The following is a 17,358-nucleotide window of genomic DNA, read 5'->3' on the forward strand; positions in this document are numbered from 1 at the left end:
CTTGACTAAGGGGTGTGGAAAAATGAACAATGAAAAACCGAAAATGACAGGAGCACAGCGCCGGCTGCTGTTCGGTGCCGTATTCCTCATGGCAACTTCCGCCATCGGGCCGGCATTCCTGACGCAGACGGCAGTATTCACAGAGCAGTACCTGGCAAGTTTTGCGTTCGCGATCCTGGCGTCGATTGTGATTGATATCGGCGCCCAGCTGAACATCTGGAGAGTGCTCAGTGTCTCCGGCAAAAGAGGGCAGGATGTCGCAAACGATGTCGCGCCGGGGCTCGGCCATGTCGTTGCATTACTTATTGTACTGGGCGGCTTTGCATTCAACATCGGTAACGTTGCCGGTGCAGGCCTTGGTTTCAATGCCATCTTCGGATGGGATGCTCGTGTAGGGGCTGCATTGACCGGCGCGTTCGCAATCTTCGTCTTTCTTGTTAAAAACGGCCGCGCCGTAATGGATGTCATTACGCAGGTGCTCGGGGTGCTGATGATACTGATTACAGCCTACGTTATGATTCAGTCGAATCCGCCGTATGCCGAAGCGGCATTGCGGTCGATTGCGCCTGAAAACCCGCTGTCACTTGTAGTGCCGATCATTACACTCGTCGGAGGTACAGTCGGCGGCTACATTACATTCGCCGGTGCCCACAGACTGATTGAAGCAGGGATGACGGGGAAGGAAAACCTTGATTTTGTAAGCAAATCAGCGAACTACGGTATTTTGACGACCGGGGTCATGCGGATACTTTTATTCCTTGCGGTGCTGGGTGTCGTAGCAACGGGCGCAACGCTTGATCCATCCAACCCGCCGGCTTCAGTGTTCCAGATTGCACTCGGTGATATCGGAATGCAGATCTTCGGTATTGTACTGGTTGCGGCGGCCCTGTCCTCTGTCATCGGCTCTGCCTACACAAGTGCTTCATTCCTGAGATCGATGCACAGATTCTTTGATGAACACAACAATATAGTCATTGTGACTTTTATTGTCGTGTCGACTTTGATATTCACATTCGTCGGCCGTCCGGTGGCATTGCTGATTTTAGCAGGCGCATTCAACGGCCTGATCCTGCCGGTTACGCTGGGGGCGATACTGATTGCCTCGAGACGGAAGAAAATCGTCGGGGATTACCGCCATCCGACGTGGATGATTGTGTTCGGTGTCATTGCAGTCATTGTTACACTTGTTGCCGGAGTCATGTCGCTTGAAGGCTTAGCGGATCTTTGGAACCGATAGGAGGAAACAATTTGGATGCAAAAAAATTGAGAGAAGAAATCAGGAACGGCAGCTTCACAGGCAGTACATCAGGCGCAGCAGGCAATAAAGTCCAGGCAAACCTGGTCATTCTGCCGAAAGCTTATGCCTTCGATTTCCTGTTGTACGCCATGCGCAATAAAAAAGCGGTCCCGGTCATAGAAGTGTTGGAAGACGGACAGACAGAAAGCAGATATGCGGATGATTCTGATATCAGGACGGATATTCCAAAGTATAATATTTATAAAGATGGGGTGCTGACGGATACGGTCGATGATATCAGTGAATACTGGCAGGACGATTTCGTCACGTTCCTCATCGGATGCAGCTTTACATTCGAACAGGCGATATTGGATGAAGGATTAAGCATCAAACATATTGACGCGGGCAGGAATGTAGCCATGTATAAAACGAACATCGCCACGGATCCGGCGGGTGTATTCAGCGGAGAACTGGTGGTATCGATGAGACCCTTTGATGAAAATGCGGTGGAGACAGTCACCAGGGTCACTGAGCAATTTCCTGAAATGCACGGAGGGCCGGTGCATTACGGAGATCCTCGTGAAATCGGCATCAAAGATATTGGTCACCCTGAATACGGTGAGTCGATTGAAATCGATGAAGGCGAACTGCCGGTGTTCTGGGCGTGCGGCGTCACACCGCAGAATGCAGCAGTGAATGCCAAACCGCGGGTTATGATCACCCATGCTCCGGGTTACATGTTTGTAACCGATCTGGAAAATGAAGATTACAGACAAAAGTAGATGAAAGTAACAAAGAAGTGGAATTGTGTAAAATTAATGCACATTTCCACTTTTTTATTCCTTTAATACATAGTATTATTATAGGTATAATAAGTAAATAATGGAGGGGTAATCATGAAAAAAATGGTATCTGTTACTGATTTCTCTGATCTTTGTGCTGGCGGCATGTACAGATGACAGTGATGTGGACGAATCGGCCGACTCAGGCGAAGATACAGAAGAGGCTGAAGGAAAAGCTATCAATTTCAGTCTGCTGGCAATGCCGAGTTCACTTGATCCGCATGCTGCGAATGATGGCTACTCACTTTATGTGATGACGAACATCTACGAAACACTCGTTAAAATGAATCAGGATCTGGAGCTTGAGCCGGGATTGGCTGAATCATACGAGCAGTTGGATGATACAACATGGGAATTCAAATTGCGGGAAGGGGTCACTTTTCATGATGGCAGTGAATTCAATGCCGAAGCTGTCAAAGCGAACCTTGATCGTGTGAGGGATCCAGAAGTCGGAGCACCGCTGGAATTTTTATTCACAGAAATTGATGAAGTGGAAATTATTGACGATTACACTGTCCAGATACATACAAAAGGACCGTTTGCTGCGCTGCCTGCACACCTTGCGCATCCCGGCGGACATATGATCAGCAAAGAAGTGATCGATGCAGATTATGCAGGAATGGAAACAGGCGGAAATCCACTGACAGAAGTCAATAAAAACCCAGTGGGGACGGGATTTTTCAAATTTGAAGAAATAGCGGAAGGGGATCATGTCACTCTCGTGAAAAACGAAGACTATTGGGGAGAGCCTGCGAAACCGGAATCCGTCACGTTCAAGGCAGTGCCTGAAGATGGGACGAGAATTGCGGAATTATCTACGGGAGATGCGGATCTGATCTATCCTGTAAATCCGAGTGATGTTGCGCGCATTGACGGTACAGAAGGGAACTGTGTAACCCAGAATCAGAGTGCGAGCATGTCCTATATGGGATTCAATGTGGAAAAAGAACCTTTTGACGATCCGGACGTAAGAAAAGCTATCGCAATGTCCATCGATAAGGAAGCAATCATAAACGATATGCTGGAAGGCATTCCTGCTGTTGCCGATACGCCGCTCAATCCGACAGTCAAGGGTCACAGTGAGGATCTGGAGCCTGTGATATTCGATAAGGAGGCGGCAAAAGCACTGCTTGCAGAGAGCGGTCATGGTGATGGATTCACTGCAGAAATAGTCGTGAATGATCGGACGACGGCGGATATCGCAACATATATCCAGCAAGAGTTGAAAGATTTGAATATCAACTTGGAAATCCGTCAGATGGAATCCGGTGCCTACCAGGAATTCACAGCTAACGGCGAACATGAAATATTCATGGGAAGCTGGGGCACTGTGACGCTTGATGCCGATTATGGGCTGCATCCGATGTTCCATTCCGATAACCACGGGGCCCCGGGTAACCGTACAAGGTATTCCAATGAAGAAGTCGATACACTCCTTGATCAGGCGAGAACGGAAACGGACGAGGCTGCACGCATGGAACAATATGCCAAGGCGCAGCAGATTATCATTGATGAGTCACCGCTTGTGCCGATCTATCACTCCGTACTGCTGGCAGGCATCAATGAGGAACTGGACGGATACTACCAGTATCCAAGCAGTTTTCCATACTTGAAAGACTTGGATTGATACCGGGCTCCTGTCTTAAGATGGGAGCTTTTTTCCTTTCAGTCTGATACATTGAACATAATATTAATTTGCAAGGTGGGAGAATCATGAAGAAATTACTGCTCACAGGTTTTGAGCCATTTTTGAAATTCAGATCCAATCCGACAGAGGCGGCTGTGCGTGAACTCGGTGGCCTGGAAATAGGGGAGTATGCTGTAACAGGGAAAGTGTACCCTGTCGTTTTTGATAAAATCGATGAATTAATTACAAATGACATCAAAGAAGAACAGCCGGATGCCGTCATCTGTCTCGGGCTTGCCGGCGGACGGCATACAATCCATATAGAGCGCATCGCAATCAACTGCATAGATGGCCGGCCGGATAATGATGGATTCAATCCCGACGGGGAGAAGATTGACGAGACAGGACCGGATGGCCTGTTCTCAACACTGCCGGTAAAGAAACTTGAAGCAGTGCTGAAGGAAAAGGAAATCCCTGCAAAAATATCCAACACCGCCGGTACTTATCTGTGCAACAATGTGATGTACTCTGCGCTCAATCATATCCGGAAGAATGATATGGATATACGCGCCGGCTTCATCCACATTCCTGCACATCATGAAATCGGGACGGAACTTGATATCCCGAGCTGGTCCCAGGAGGACATCACGCGGGCGGTACGAACGATTATAGAAAAAATTTAATTGAAATGATATGTGAAATAACTATCAATTTTTCTAGTTTTTAAACATTTTTCATGATAATATGATTTTAAATGCATCCAGAATATCCAGATGAAGGATATCCTGGAATACATACCCTAAACTGTTATAAAACTCGGAGGCGCTTTATGGAATTAAGCAAAGTGAAAAATTATGATGAAATGAGCATGGAAGCAGCAAAAATCGTATTTGAGAAAATTGTGAATTCAAACAGGCTGGTACTGGGCCTTGCGACAGGTTCGACACCGGAAAAGATGTATGAATACCTGGCAGACATGCTTAATAAAAATAAAGTGGACTTGTCACATGTGTACACGGTGAATCTCGATGAGTATGTTGGTCTTTCGCCGGAAGATACACAAAGCTACAATTACTATATGAGAGAGATTTTCTTTGATAAAGTGAACATCCCGCTTGAGAATACAAAACTCCCTGACGGTGTTGCAGAAGATCTCGACAGAGAGACGGAAGCATATGACGAGATGATCGAAAATTTGGGCGGGGTGGACCTGCAGATCCTCGGAATCGGCAGAAACGCACATATCGCCTTCAACGAACCGGGAACTTCATTCGATTCCGGAACGCATGTCGTCGATCTGACAGAAAGTACAATCCAGGACAATGCAAGATTCTTCGAGAAAATTGAAGATGTTCCTACAAAAGCAGTTTCAATGGGACTTGGAACAATCATGAACGCAAAAAGCATCCTGCTCCTCGCTTCAGGTGAAGGTAAAAAACAGGCGCTTCAGGACATGATCCACGGTAAAGTTACTGAAGAGGTGCCGGCATCAATTCTTCAGCGCCATCATGATGTAAAAGTGATCACTGATGTAGAAGATATAAAATTATAAATTTCGAATGAAGATCCTCCGCATCTGTGTGCGGAGGGTTTTTGTTGTTGAAAAAACAGATGAACGGAAGCAAGGAGAGGGTGAGAAGCTGTCTGTTTAGCGGCCACTGATCCATTTCGTATCAGTGATTACAGATCATTGATACGGAACACTCCCTTGCATATCAGTGATCACAAATCATTGATGTGGAACACTCCCTTCCATATCAGTGATCATAAATCATTGATACGGAACATCCACCTGCATATCAGTGATCTTTATTCCGGTGATGCGACAGGGAATAATAAAATACCCGCTCAAATAAAAAAGGAAGGACCGGCAAGTCCTTCCTGTAAAATGAAGCAGATTATTCTCTTCTGATCCTCTTGAGATTTTTCAGTATCCCTTTATCCGTTGAGAGGACGCTGTTCCTGTAGATGCTTGCCGCGAGCCAGATGACGATGGCGATGGTGACGAGCAATATCAGGACACCGAGGAGGAGTTCGACCTGGCTGGTACCCTCATGCATTGCCCGAAGCGGCATGACGAACGGTGTGAACGGCGGAACATAGCTTGAAACTGTAACGAGCATGTTCTCGCTTGTCCAGATGTTGAAGATTGCGATATAGAATCCGATCAGCGAGAACATCGTGACAGGGAGCAATGCCTGCTGCAGGTCTTCCATCCTGCTGATGAATGAACCGAGCAGTGCTGAAATGGACAGGTAGAGTATCAGGCCAAGCACCAGATAGATCAGCGAATAGATTGCCAGTGTGACTGTGCGGTCGTTCGATTCCAGTCCGAATTCGGAAATCAGGTCGTTGAAATCGAAGAGCTGGATTGCTGCAACGACTGCGAGCACGAACACAAAAAGCTGGGTCAGACTGACCGAAATCATTGCGGATATTTTGGCCATCAGATGGGTAACCGGAGGTACGCTTGATACGATCATCTCTATGACACGGGATGTTTTCTCCATCGCTATTTCCGTTCCTATCTGACTCGCATAGTTGATGATGATGAAGAACATGATGATGACTGTGACATAGAAGATGATGCTGTTCAAAGGATTCATCTCCGCGGCAGCTTCCTCTTCTTCCTCGGCACCTTCCTCTGATGCGATGTCATAATTGATCGCCGGTGCCTCACCAAGGCTGGCCGTTTCTTCCGGTGAAAGGTTGAGTGCCTGGATTGTATTCATCCGCTGCACTTCGCCAAGCGCGGTCTCAATCTCCGTTTTCTGTTCTTCCGGAAGGTCATTTTCGGCGGAGATTGTAAATGTCAGCGGGTCCGTTTCTTCCAATGTCAGTATCGCACCTGTAGGCGGGGCGTCCCCGCCTTCATATGGTTCGATGCTGAATTCCGAGTCCATGGATTCGAACATCGATTCAATGGATGCGTACTGCGCCTCTTCCGCATCGACCTGAAGTGTCGTCACTTCTTCACTCGAATCGAAGATATCCATGATCTTATCAATATTTGCTGCCAAAAAGATCAGCAGGACGATGATGAGTGTACTGATGATGAACGATTTTGCCCGTACTTTGGAAACATATGTCTGCAGGAAAGTTGTCATGAATTTATTCATATTGACGACCTACTTTCGAAATGAAAATGTCGTTGAGCGAAGGTTCGTTCACCTGGAAGCGTTTGAAATATCCCAGTTTCACAATTTCATTGTAGATCGGTTCGGCGAATTTTTCATCTGCTATTTTCAATGTCGTTTTCTTTCTGATCTGCTTCATGTCCAGCACTCCCGGCATCTGACTCAGGAATGAAATATCATGATCTCCTTCGATGATGATCTCCTTCTGCCCGAAGTCGCTCTTAATCTGGTCGATATTGCCGCTCACGACCTGGGCGCCGTGGTTGAGAATGCAGAGTTCCTCGCACAGTTCCTCAACATGTTCCATCCGGTGTGTACTGAAAATGATTGTTGCACCTTTTCTGTTGAGCTCTTTCACTGATTTTTTAAGTATCTCCACATTGACGGGATCGAGACCACTGAACGGTTCATCCAGAATGATGAGGTCCGGTTCGTGTATAATTGAGGCGATAAGCTGTATCTTCTGCTGGTTCCCCTTCGAAAGTTTCTCGATGCGCTTGTTGCGGTTTTCCGGAACTTCGAATCGTTCCAGCCATTCATCAAGCTTTACATCGATGTCACGCTTCGCCATGCCTTTCAGCTGGGCGAGATACCGGATCTGTTCTTCGACTTTGAGTTTCGGGTGCAGTCCACGCTCTTCAGGCAGGTAGCCGATGCGGTTTGTGACGCTGTAGTCAATCGGGTTTCCGTTGTATGTAATGGTGCCCTCCGTCTGTTTCAGAAGCCCGAGTATCATCCGGAAGGTCGTCGTCTTGCCCGCACCGTTTCCACCCAGGAATCCGTACATGCTGCCGGTGGGCACAGTGAGGTTGATGTCATCAACTGCAATGTTTTCGTTGAATTTCTTCGTAAGCTGTTTCAGTTCAAGTGACATGGCATTTCCTCCTTTTCTTACATTGATTTTATCATAGTGAAATGTATGTTGTTACTATATACTTAATAATACTTGAGATAAAAATGAGGTCGTAGCATATGAAAGATAAAACACAGGAACACTCCGCTTCATTTGCGGATTTCATGAGACTGATCAAGCGGACACAGTTGAATAAAGGGCTTTTCACACTTGCGATCGTGCTTACTTTATTCGGCACCATCGGCAGCCTGATCGTACCGCTTCTGACCCAGAGTTTCATCGACGGGTTCAACACCGAGATGTTCTCGGCCGGAATCATCGTCCTGATCATTTCCGTATTCCTCCTCAGTGCCGTGCTGGACGGGATTTCCTACTATATACTGGCGCGGGTCGGCCAGACGATCATCTCGAAGCTCAGGGAAATTGTATGGGACAAATTTTTAAAGCTGCCTGTCAGCTATTTTGACCAGACGAAAAGCGGGGAGTCCGTCAGCCGGGTAGTCAATGACACGGCAATCATCAAAGATCTCATCACAAGCCATTTCCCGCAGCTCATCGGCGGCATCATGTCGGTTGTCGGATCGGTGGTCATTTTATTCGTCCTGGACTGGCGCATGTCACTCATCATGTTCATATCCGTGCCGATTTCAATCGTGGTCATCATGCCGCTCGGGAAAAAGATGAGCAGGATATCGAAGAAGCTGCAGGATGAAACAGCGAAATTCACTGGCAGTGTCCAGGAGACACTGAGTGAAATAAGATTGATGAAATCCTTCAACGGCGAAGACTATGAAAGACAGAAAGGGCGTGCCGGCATCCGGAACCTTTATAAATACGGCATGCAGGAAGCTAAAATCAATGCCTTCCTGTCACCGATCATGGGCACGGTCATGATGTTTGTCATCATACTGATCATCGGCTACGGCGGCCTCCGCGTCGCTGAAGGCACGCTGTCGATCGGGACGATGGTGGCCTTTCTGCTCTATCTTTTCCAGATAATCATGCCTATGACGATGTTCGCCATGTTTTTCACCGAGTATAATAAAGCCCTCGGCGCCACTGACAGGATCATCGGAATATTGGACAGGGCGGAAGAGGCGGATGCTGAACAGATGACGGCGGAAGAACAACTTCAGTTCAACAGTCTGGAGTTTAAGGATGTCCATTTCGGCTACGGCGAAGATACGCCTGTACTGCACGGCATCAGCTTCATGACCGGGCATAATCAGAAAGTGGCATTCGTCGGTCCAAGCGGAAGCGGAAAATCGACAGTGTTTGCACTGATCGAAAGATATTATGATGTAAGCGAAGGTTCGATTGAAATCGACGGAGTGGATATCCGTGAGCTCCCACTTGAAACGCTCAGGAAAAACATCGGATATGTCGCGCAGGAAAGTTCGGTCATTTCAGGGAGCATCCTTGAAAACATCACTTATGGTCTGAGGGAAGAGGACTATACGCGGGAAGAAGTGGAAATGGCAGTGGAACGGTCTTACGCAAAAGAGTTCATAGATGCGCTTGAAGCAGGTCTCGATACACAGGTGGGTGAACGCGGTGTGAAACTCTCAGGCGGGCAGAGGCAGCGTATCGGCATCGCCCGTGCATTTTTGAAAAATCCGAAACTGCTCATGCTGGACGAGGCGACAGCGAGTCTCGACTCCAGGTCGGAACGGTATGTACAGGGAGCGCTGGATGAACTGATGGAAGGCCGCACAGTGCTTGTGATTGCACACAGGCTGTCCACTGTTGTAAACTCAGATAATATATTCTTCATTGATAATGGGTATCTGACGGGGAACGGAACACATCAGGAACTCATGACCACGCATGAGATGTACAGAATATTTACAGAACAGCAATTTGGCTGATAGATGAGAGGAATGGAAATGTACGAATTATATAATGCATTCGAACCGATAATACCGGTTTTCATCATATTGTTCTTTGCGGTCGTATTCATTACGCTGCTCATCAATAACCGCAGTGGATACAAACTGGATAACAGAAGGAAAATCGTCAGCTACCTTACATATGTCGGACTGGTGATGACGCTGATCGGCATGGCACTGGTTACGCTGCTGCCGAGTAATAATCCGGAAAAAGTCACTTCGTTCATACCGTTTCTGAGCATCATTGAGACATGGGAATACGCAACGACGAGAGCCATCATCAATTCACTTTTGATGAACATCATTCTTTTCGTCCCCTTCGGGTTCTTTGTATATTTACTGATACGGAGAGCATTTTTAACGGTATTACTGGCGTTTATGGCTTCGATATCCATAGAATTCCTCCAGTATGTATTGCCGATCGGCAGGATTTCCAATGTGGACGACGTGATTCTCAATACCGTCGGAGGCATCGTTGGTATGGTGTCCGGTACAATATTTGCAAAATTTGGAATTGTCTATTATATTAGAGATGGGGGTAGTGATAACAACAAACATTAAGGGGGATGAAAGCATGCACAAGAGATTAAAAAACATGGAAGGCACAGTGCTTATCGAGAATGAAGTGGTAGGTCCTGAGCTGGTCGGGACGATCGAGTACGAGCAGGATGGCAGACATGAGTTCTATGGTGCGATCATACCTACAACCCATCGTTTATTCATAAGGATCCACACCGATGATAATGAAATCGAGAGCCACGACGTGCTGTACAAGGATATTACAGGAATCAGTAAAGAAAAGCTGCTGATGATCGGTACGGTGATCCATGTCTGGATCGGGGAAAATATAGGCTTGAGCCTTAAAAGTGTTTCAGACGGCAGTATAGAGAGATTTTTAGAGTTCTTATATAAATACAGGACACGGGAACTGCATCTGGAACCGGAACAGCAGAGCAATGCCGGATAGCCGGATACAATATTTCATAAATGGAGGACCGGGTCATCATCCGGTCCTTTTTAAATAGCATATATTTTAACCGGGGAACCTTTGGTGTATAATGAAAACTGATTCGGACGTAAAGGACTTGTAAAAATGAAGCTTAAATTTATGATGGCAGTGGTTCTGTCGGTTTTGTGCCTGTCAGCCTGCAGCAGTTTCCGGGAGACAGGGATTTCGGATGATAGGGAAATCAGGCAGATAATGACGGAGCACAGTGAGGAAATCGAACTTCCTGCCAATCCAAAAAGGGTTGTGCTGTTCCGCGGGATTGATGCCGGTAATGCGGAACTTCTCGGCGGGAGTACAGTTGGTGTGAACGGAATCGTCCAGGACAGCGGATATTCAGATGAATTCCTGGGCGCGGATGTTACATATTTGGAACACGGTGATCTGGATGCGCTTGAGGCGGTCAATCCGGATCTGATTGTGACGTATACGCCGGATGAGCATTTGTTTGAATATCAGGAAATCGCCCCGACAGTACAGGTGAATTACAGCACTTCCACATTCAGTCCGTTCAAGGAACGCCTGTATTTGACGCACCTGTTCAATCTGGGTGTCATTCTGAATAAAGAGGAAAAGGCGGAAGAGATAGGGGATGCCTGGCTGGAGGAATCGACCCGGCTGCAGCGGGAAGCGGCGGAACGTGTCGCGGGGAATACTGCTGTCGTGCTTTCGAAAGAAGATGACGGGTATTTCCTTTATGATGAATACACGGCTTTTGGTACTGAGGCGGTCTACGATGTCCTGAAGTTCGGGATTGATGAGACCCTTGCCGCCGAATTCGAGGAGCGGGGATCAGGGTCCAAAAAACTCCGGGAGCTTGCAGAGATAGAATCGGACTATATATTTGTGAGTGTCAGAGAAGGTGAGGCAGACGGAGTTAAGGAAGAGGTGGCACAGGCATTTGATGTGCCGCCCGGGCAAGTCATCCTGCTCGATTACGGAACTTTCAGGCTGAACGATCTGATATCGGTCGAGAAGCAGACAAAAGAGATTATAGAACGCATAAAATAGGCATGCCGTGACGGGCATGCCTATTTTCGGTATGATAAGGGTAATAATACTACGTATGGAGATGATCAGATGGCGGAGGACAAAGTATTTCCCGAAGAGTTCGGCTTCCACTTCTCGCAGGGCAACTTCGGCCGGATTTACAGACAGACGGTCAAAGACTTTCGTTTGAGCATGGGAGAAGCCGAATTTGTACAGTCAGCAGAGAATTTCAATGACGGCGCCGGCACATTTTCACTGAAGCGCAGCAATCAGCTTGAACCGGGAATCAAACGCTATCAGTGGGTTGCAGAAGACAGCGGGCGGATGATCGTTACGGCCTTCAACAATGCCGGGGAGATCATCGGCATCCAGTTTGATATTTATGAAAAGTTCGATACGGACAGGGAAGTTACGATTAACAGTTACCGGGTCCCGTTCACGGGGGAATGGTTTGTGCTGTGGGGCGGGAATGACAGCTTCCTCAATTATCATTACTCGCATAAACATCAGCGGTATGCCTATGACTTCATCAAAAAAGTTGAGGGCGGGGCATGGGCCGGTGATCCGGAGCAGCTGTTGTCCTATCATGCGTTCGGCGAGGATGTCGTTGCTCCGAGGCCGGGTAAAGTCATCCATGTCATAAAGGATGTCGAAGACAATGCACCGCACCGGATGAATACGGTCTCCCCTGAAGGCAACTGCATCATTTTGGAACACGGCTATAATGAATACTCGATGCTTGCACATCTCAGGGAACATTCCATCACGGTCGAAGTCGGCGATGAAGTGGAATGGGGACATAAAATCGCCCAGTGCGGCAACAGCGGCGCATCAGATACACCGCATCTCCATTTCCATGTCATGAACGGCTCCCACCCTTACGAAGCGGATTCAATCAGGATCCAGTTTGCCGAAGGGCGCGAACCGAAGCAGGGGGATACTGTGAAAGGGCGTATGAGAACATGATCCTTCATGCCAATGGACCGTTCAGTTATCAGGCGATGTATGACTTTATGTCGGTACAGGATGACTGTCTCTATGCAACTGCGGAAGGAAAGGTGCGCCGGGCGGAAGTTTTTGAAGGGAAACGGGTTTTATTCGAACTGTCGGAAAGTGTAAAATCGGATGCTGTGGATGTGGAAATCCTTTATAACGAAGGTGTAGAAGAGCGCCTCGTGCGGGAATATGTGGCGGACTGGTTCGATTTGGATTACGATCTGGAGCGTTTTTATGACTTTGCCGCTTCGGATGCACGTTTTAAAGAAGTGACGCGGGAACTGCACGGCTTCCGCATGATTGCCTATGTCAATATTGTGGATGTGCTTATGTGGTCCATCCTTGGCCAGCAGATCAATATGAAATTCGCCTTTACTTTAAAGGAGAGGCTCGTTGCGCATTTCAATCATTTTGTCGAGTACGATGGTGAAAAATACTGGATCATGCCTTCAGCGGCAGAACTGCTTACGCTGAGTGTGGAAGAGATGCGGGAGATGCAGATTTCAAACAGGAAAGCGGAATACATCCTGAACTGTGCAGAAGGGATGAAAAACGGGGTGCTCTCCAAGGAACACCTGCAGAGTTTCGGGGATTATGACGAAGCCATGGCACACTTGACAAAAGTGAAGGGCATCGGTCCCTGGAGCGCCAATGTTGTATTGATGCGGACAATCAAATTCAGGCATGCGGTTCCGATCGGGGACGCGGGACTCAGGAACGCATTCAGGATTACGGATGGGCTTGAAGTCAAACCGACTGCCGGATATATGGAACGGATCATCAGCGGATGGGGAGAATTCGGCACATACGCGACACTCTACATGTGGCGCATACTCGGTTGAGGATAAGGAGGGAATACATGAAGTTTTTATTGCCGGTATTAATGTTTTTGGGGTTATTCGGAGGCGGTGCAGACGCGGGGCCGGCCGAAACATTTGAGAAGGAGCTTGCGCCCCTTGAAGCATCCTCGGTGGAGACGGTCATCGCCGAGCATTTTACAAAGCATTTTTCATTCGCAGGCGCGGGGGATGTGCTGATCCATGATCATCTTTATGAGGACGTTGAAACAGAAGATGGATATGATTTTATTTCCCGTGTGGCTGAAGTGTCACCTTATATGCAGAATAAAGACCTTACCTTCCTGAATCAGGAGACGCCGATCGGCGGGGAGGCACTGGGCTTAAGCGGCTACCCGAATTTCAACTCGCCGGTCGAAGCGGCGGATCTGCTGAAGGAATTCGGTGCGGACATCGTTTCAAACGCGAACAACCACACATTGGACAAAAAGGAAGAGGGCATACTGCGTACCATCGATCTGTTCGAAGAGAAAGGCATTGAATATGTCGGTGCCAATAAAAGTGAAAAAGATGCAGAGCGGGACAGGATACTTGAAGTTAACGGCATCAAAGTCGGGTTCCTCGGATATACATACGGAACGAACGGGATGCCGGTGCCTGAAGGCAAGGATTATCTGGTGAACCTCATCGACGGCAGTCCGATCAATCAGGATATCGAGGAACTGGACGCGAAAGTGGATCTGCTCATCGTCAGCATGCACCAGGGCGTTGAATATGAAGAGTATCCGAGAGAAGAGCACAGACAGCAGATGCTTGAAATGACAGAGCATGGCGCGGATGTTGTGCTGGGTCACCACCCGCATGTACTTCAGCCAATCGAGATCAACGAAACCGAAGACGGCAGGGAAGCGGTCATCGCCTATTCACTCGGGAACTTCTTCAGTGCCCAGCAGTCGCTTGAAACCAAACTCGGCGGCATCATCGGTTTCGATGTGACGAAACAGGGCGGGGAAACCAGTGTGGAAAATATAGAATTCATGCCGACATATGTGGCGAGCGAGGAGTATGACAATTTCCAGCTTGTGCCGCTTGCCGATGCGGCGGAACATGGACTGGACGATGCAGAATCGGTCTATGACGGTGTCAGCTCCCATATGACTGAATACTCGGGTGAAGTAGAGATAGTGGAATATCTGGAATAAAAAACTGCGGGTCCTTTTTAAGGGTCCGCAGTTTCATGCATCATTGTCATTCTTTTTGAAATCGCAGATCACCGGCACGAAAGAAACCAGACCGATAACGGCAAGTGCACCTATGAGGATATTATTCAGCGCCGGTTCCAGTCTGCCGTCCAGGAAAATGTAGATTGCAAGCAGGGCGACAGCGGTCAATATGAAATTCAGCCATTTCATTCCTTTGAAATTCATTTTATAACTCCTTTTGATACGGATTGATAACAGTGCGTTTACTTTAAAAGCGCTTACCGTAATGTTATCATAAAATTGAAACTGGAAAGCATTATTTAGCAGGGAGGAAAAAATATGAACTACATTATGGCTATTCAGCTGTTACCGCACCACCCGGAGAAAAGTGATTACTATGAACACGTAGCCGGCTCGATTGAAATCATTGAAGAGAGCGGCCTGACACATTTTGTCGGTCCGATGGAAACGACAGTCGAAGGCTCGATCGACGAGCTGATGAATCTTGTCAAAAAACTTAACCGCCATCTTGAAAATGAAGGATGCGACCAGGTGACTTCCAACATCAAACTCATCCAATCAGAAAAACCGATCAAAATTAAAGAAATCCTCTCAGATTACTACGAATTTGACGACGACGAGTAGATTTGGACGAGAGCAAAGAGGCCCGGGACAGTTGTCCCGGGCCTCTTTGCGCGGCGCCTCGTGGCGTCGATGGCACTGCCGTCATCCTGGTTTCATGGCAGCGGAAAAATCACATTACTTCGCAAAATAAAAAACCGGGTTTCCCCGGTTTCTGTCAAAATCTAACTATCTATCGGTTCCGAACGGATATGGAATCTGACTCCGCGGGGACCTTCTATGCTGAACATGCCGCCGATGCCTTCTACGACATCGAGTGTAAGCCGTGTGTGTTTCCAGTATTCGTATTGTCTGTGATGCATATAGAATGGCACATCTTCTATTTCACCCAGCTTGACGTCGGCGTCACCGATGATCATCGTGCCTTCTCTGAAGCACATCGGGCTTGAGCCGTCACAGCATCCGCCGGATTGATGGAAGATGAGTGGACCGTGTTCTTCTTTCAATTCCCTGATAAGGGATCTGGCCGCTTCTGTTGCATCTATACTGCTCAGTGTTTCCATTTTAGAAGAATCCTTTTGGAGATTCGCTGTAGCTTACGAGCAGGTTTTTAGTCTGCTGATAGTGGCTGAGCATCATCAAGTGGTTTTCGCGGCCGATACCACTCATTTTGTAGCCGCCAAATGCAGCATGGGCAGGGTAGTCGTGATAAGTGTTCACCCATACACGGCCTGCCTGGATTGCACGTCCGAACCTGTATGCCTTGTTCTGCGAACGGGTCCACACCCCGGCTCCGAGGCCGTACAGTGTATCATTGGCAATGGCGATGGCTTCGTCATCATCTTTGTATGTTGCTACGGCAAGGACCGGTCCGAATATCTCCTCCTGGAAGATACGCATCGTATTGTCTCCCTTGAAGATCGTCGGTTCGAAGTAATACCCGCCTTCGATATCACCATCCACTTCTTTGATATTCCCGCCGGTCAGCACTTCGGCGCCTTCTTTCCGTCCGATTTCCAGGTAGGAATTGATTTTCTCTTTTTGTTCTTTGGAAGTCTGCGCACCCATCATCGTATTTTCATCGAATGGGTTGCCCACCTGGATCTTTTCGACGCGTTTGATGACACGTTTCATGAATTCATCATAAATATCTTCATGGACCAGGGCACGGGACGGGCATGTGCAGACCTCGCCCTGGTTCAGTGCGAACATGACGAGTCCTTCAATGGCCTTATCCAGATAATCGTCATCCGCATCCATCACATCTTTGGCGAAGATATTTGGAGATTTGCCCCCAAGTTCCAATGTGACCGGGATGATGTTCTGGCTGGCATTCTGCATGATGATCCGGCCTGTAGTCGTTTCGCCGGTGAATGCGATCTTGTTGATCTTGTCATGAGTCGCGAGTGCCTGTCCGGCTTCTGAACCGAAGCCGTTGACGATGTTGACCACACCTTTCGGAATCAGGTCCCCGACCAGTTCCATCAGGTGGAGTATCGTTGAAGGTGTCTGCTCTGCGGGTTTCAGCACGACAGAGTTTCCTGCGGCAAGTGCAGGGGCAAGCTTCCACGTCGCCATGAGCAGCGGGAAGTTCCAGGGGATGATCTGACCGACGACCCCGAGCGGCTCATGGTAGTGATAGGCTACGGTATCATTGTCGATTTGGGAAATCCCGCCTTCCTGTGCTCTGATGGCGCCGGCAAAATATCTGTAGTGGTCGACGACAAGCGGCAGGTCGGCATTCAAAGTTTCACGGACAGCTTTACCATTCTCAAATGTTTCAAGCACCGCAAGTTCTTCAAGATTCTCCTCAATGCGGTCGGCAATTTTAAGCAGGATGTTGCTGCGCTCAGTCGGTGAAGTCTCTCCCCAAGTTTTCTGTGCTTCATGGGCGGCAGCGACTGCCTTATCGACATCTTCTTTCGTGGAACGCGGCACTTTCGATACAGCTTTTCCGATGACCGGAGATTCGTTGTCGAAATACTGGCCGCCTGCGGGCGGAACCCATTCCCCTCCGATGTAGTTCTCATACTGCTCCTTGACTTTGTACTGTGCATTCTCTTTGTTTGGAAATTCAAATACCATCTGTCATACCCCCTAATAGTTATACCTCAATTTTATCTGAATACTCTGTATTTTGTAAAGGTTTTCATACTGTGATGTTTTTGTACGCCGGAGCTTTTTCCTTTATAATGAAGTG

General features: G+C 48.0%; 18 protein-coding genes. 13 read left to right on the forward strand and 5 right to left on the reverse strand.

Annotated features, from left to right (window positions below; genetic code table 11):
- The first annotated feature begins 22 nt into the window (after positions 1–22).
- From BM271_RS11585 to nagB, 5 genes are all read left to right on the forward strand, one after another.
- A complete protein-coding gene (locus BM271_RS11585) occupies positions 23–1,237 on the forward strand; it encodes an NRAMP family divalent metal transporter (protein WP_046790764.1) in 1,215 nt (404 codons plus the stop codon).
- A gap of 11 nt (positions 1,238–1,248) precedes the next feature.
- On the forward strand, positions 1,249–2,019 hold the full coding sequence (locus tag BM271_RS11590; protein ID WP_046790763.1) for a putative hydro-lyase: 771 nt from the start codon (positions 1,249–1,251) through the stop codon (positions 2,017–2,019).
- 154 nt (positions 2,020–2,173) lie between these two features.
- Positions 2,174–3,706 carry a glutathione ABC transporter substrate-binding protein gene (locus BM271_RS11595; protein ID WP_234960570.1) on the forward strand — a complete coding sequence of 511 codons (1,533 nt, stop codon included), beginning with the start codon at positions 2,174–2,176 and terminating at the stop codon, positions 3,704–3,706.
- Positions 3,707–3,792: 86 nt separating this feature from the next.
- Entirely contained in the window at positions 3,793–4,389 is a 597-nt protein-coding gene (locus tag BM271_RS11600) for a pyroglutamyl-peptidase I (protein WP_046790761.1), read from the forward strand.
- A 146-nt stretch (positions 4,390–4,535) separates the two neighbouring features.
- Complete coding sequence (gene nagB / locus BM271_RS11605) at positions 4,536–5,258, forward strand: glucosamine-6-phosphate deaminase (protein ID WP_046790760.1); 723 nt, start codon at positions 4,536–4,538, stop codon at positions 5,256–5,258.
- A gap of 346 nt (positions 5,259–5,604) precedes the next feature.
- Here the strand turns inward: nagB and BM271_RS11615 are convergent, their stop codons facing one another.
- Entirely contained in the window at positions 5,605–6,825 is a 1,221-nt protein-coding gene (locus tag BM271_RS11615) for an ABC transporter permease (protein ID WP_046790758.1), read from the reverse strand.
- A complete protein-coding gene (locus tag BM271_RS11620; protein WP_046790757.1) occupies positions 6,818–7,717 on the reverse strand; it encodes an ABC transporter ATP-binding protein in 900 nt (299 codons plus the stop codon). The genes BM271_RS11615 and BM271_RS11620 overlap by 8 nt, the downstream gene beginning before the upstream one ends.
- Before the next feature lie 98 nt (positions 7,718–7,815).
- Between BM271_RS11620 and BM271_RS11625 the strand changes: the two genes are divergently transcribed.
- From BM271_RS11625 to BM271_RS11655, 7 genes are all read left to right on the forward strand, one after another.
- Complete coding sequence (locus BM271_RS11625; protein WP_046790756.1) at positions 7,816–9,564, forward strand: ABC transporter ATP-binding protein; 1,749 nt, start codon at positions 7,816–7,818, stop codon at positions 9,562–9,564.
- A gap of 18 nt (positions 9,565–9,582) precedes the next feature.
- The gene (locus tag BM271_RS11630) at positions 9,583–10,146 is read left to right on the forward strand and encodes a VanZ family protein (protein WP_046790755.1); all 564 of its coding nucleotides are present in this window, start codon (positions 9,583–9,585) and stop codon (positions 10,144–10,146) included.
- Between the two features lie 13 nt (positions 10,147–10,159).
- The gene (locus BM271_RS11635; RefSeq protein ID WP_046790754.1) at positions 10,160–10,552 is read left to right on the forward strand and encodes a hypothetical protein; all 393 of its coding nucleotides are present in this window, start codon (positions 10,160–10,162) and stop codon (positions 10,550–10,552) included.
- A 126-nt stretch (positions 10,553–10,678) separates the two neighbouring features.
- The gene (locus tag BM271_RS11640) at positions 10,679–11,602 is read left to right on the forward strand and encodes an ABC transporter substrate-binding protein (RefSeq protein WP_046790753.1); all 924 of its coding nucleotides are present in this window, start codon (positions 10,679–10,681) and stop codon (positions 11,600–11,602) included.
- Positions 11,603–11,671: 69 nt separating this feature from the next.
- Positions 11,672–12,547 carry a M23 family metallopeptidase gene (locus BM271_RS11645; protein WP_046790752.1) on the forward strand — a complete coding sequence of 292 codons (876 nt, stop codon included), beginning with the start codon at positions 11,672–11,674 and terminating at the stop codon, positions 12,545–12,547.
- A gap of 47 nt (positions 12,548–12,594) precedes the next feature.
- Positions 12,595–13,419, forward strand: coding sequence for a DNA-3-methyladenine glycosylase family protein (locus BM271_RS11650; RefSeq protein WP_234960571.1), 825 nt, complete (start codon positions 12,595–12,597; stop codon positions 13,417–13,419).
- A gap of 17 nt (positions 13,420–13,436) precedes the next feature.
- On the forward strand, positions 13,437–14,576 hold the full coding sequence (locus BM271_RS11655) for a CapA family protein (protein WP_046790750.1): 1,140 nt from the start codon (positions 13,437–13,439) through the stop codon (positions 14,574–14,576).
- A 33-nt stretch (positions 14,577–14,609) separates the two neighbouring features.
- Here BM271_RS11655 and BM271_RS11660 read toward each other — a convergent pair whose 3' ends face one another.
- Positions 14,610–14,801, reverse strand: a complete 192-nt coding sequence (locus BM271_RS11660; RefSeq protein ID WP_046790749.1) for a hypothetical protein — start codon at positions 14,799–14,801, stop codon at positions 14,610–14,612.
- A gap of 114 nt (positions 14,802–14,915) precedes the next feature.
- Between BM271_RS11660 and BM271_RS11665 the strand changes: the two genes are divergently transcribed.
- The gene (locus BM271_RS11665) at positions 14,916–15,221 is read left to right on the forward strand and encodes a thiamine-binding protein (RefSeq protein WP_046790748.1); all 306 of its coding nucleotides are present in this window, start codon (positions 14,916–14,918) and stop codon (positions 15,219–15,221) included.
- Positions 15,222–15,382: 161 nt separating this feature from the next.
- Here the strand turns inward: BM271_RS11665 and BM271_RS11670 are convergent, their stop codons facing one another.
- Both BM271_RS11670 and exaC read right to left on the reverse strand, forming a co-directional pair.
- Entirely contained in the window at positions 15,383–15,721 is a 339-nt protein-coding gene (locus BM271_RS11670; protein ID WP_046790747.1) for a DUF779 domain-containing protein, read from the reverse strand.
- Between the two features lies 1 nt (position 15,722).
- Positions 15,723–17,243 carry an acetaldehyde dehydrogenase ExaC gene (gene exaC / locus BM271_RS11675; RefSeq protein ID WP_046790746.1) on the reverse strand — a complete coding sequence of 507 codons (1,521 nt, stop codon included), beginning with the start codon at positions 17,241–17,243 and terminating at the stop codon, positions 15,723–15,725.
- Positions 17,244–17,358 lie beyond the last annotated feature (115 nt).

It is taken from the genome of Salinicoccus halodurans (genome assembly GCF_900114445.1).
Lineage (GTDB): Bacteria > Bacillota > Bacilli > Staphylococcales > Salinicoccaceae > Salinicoccus > Salinicoccus halodurans.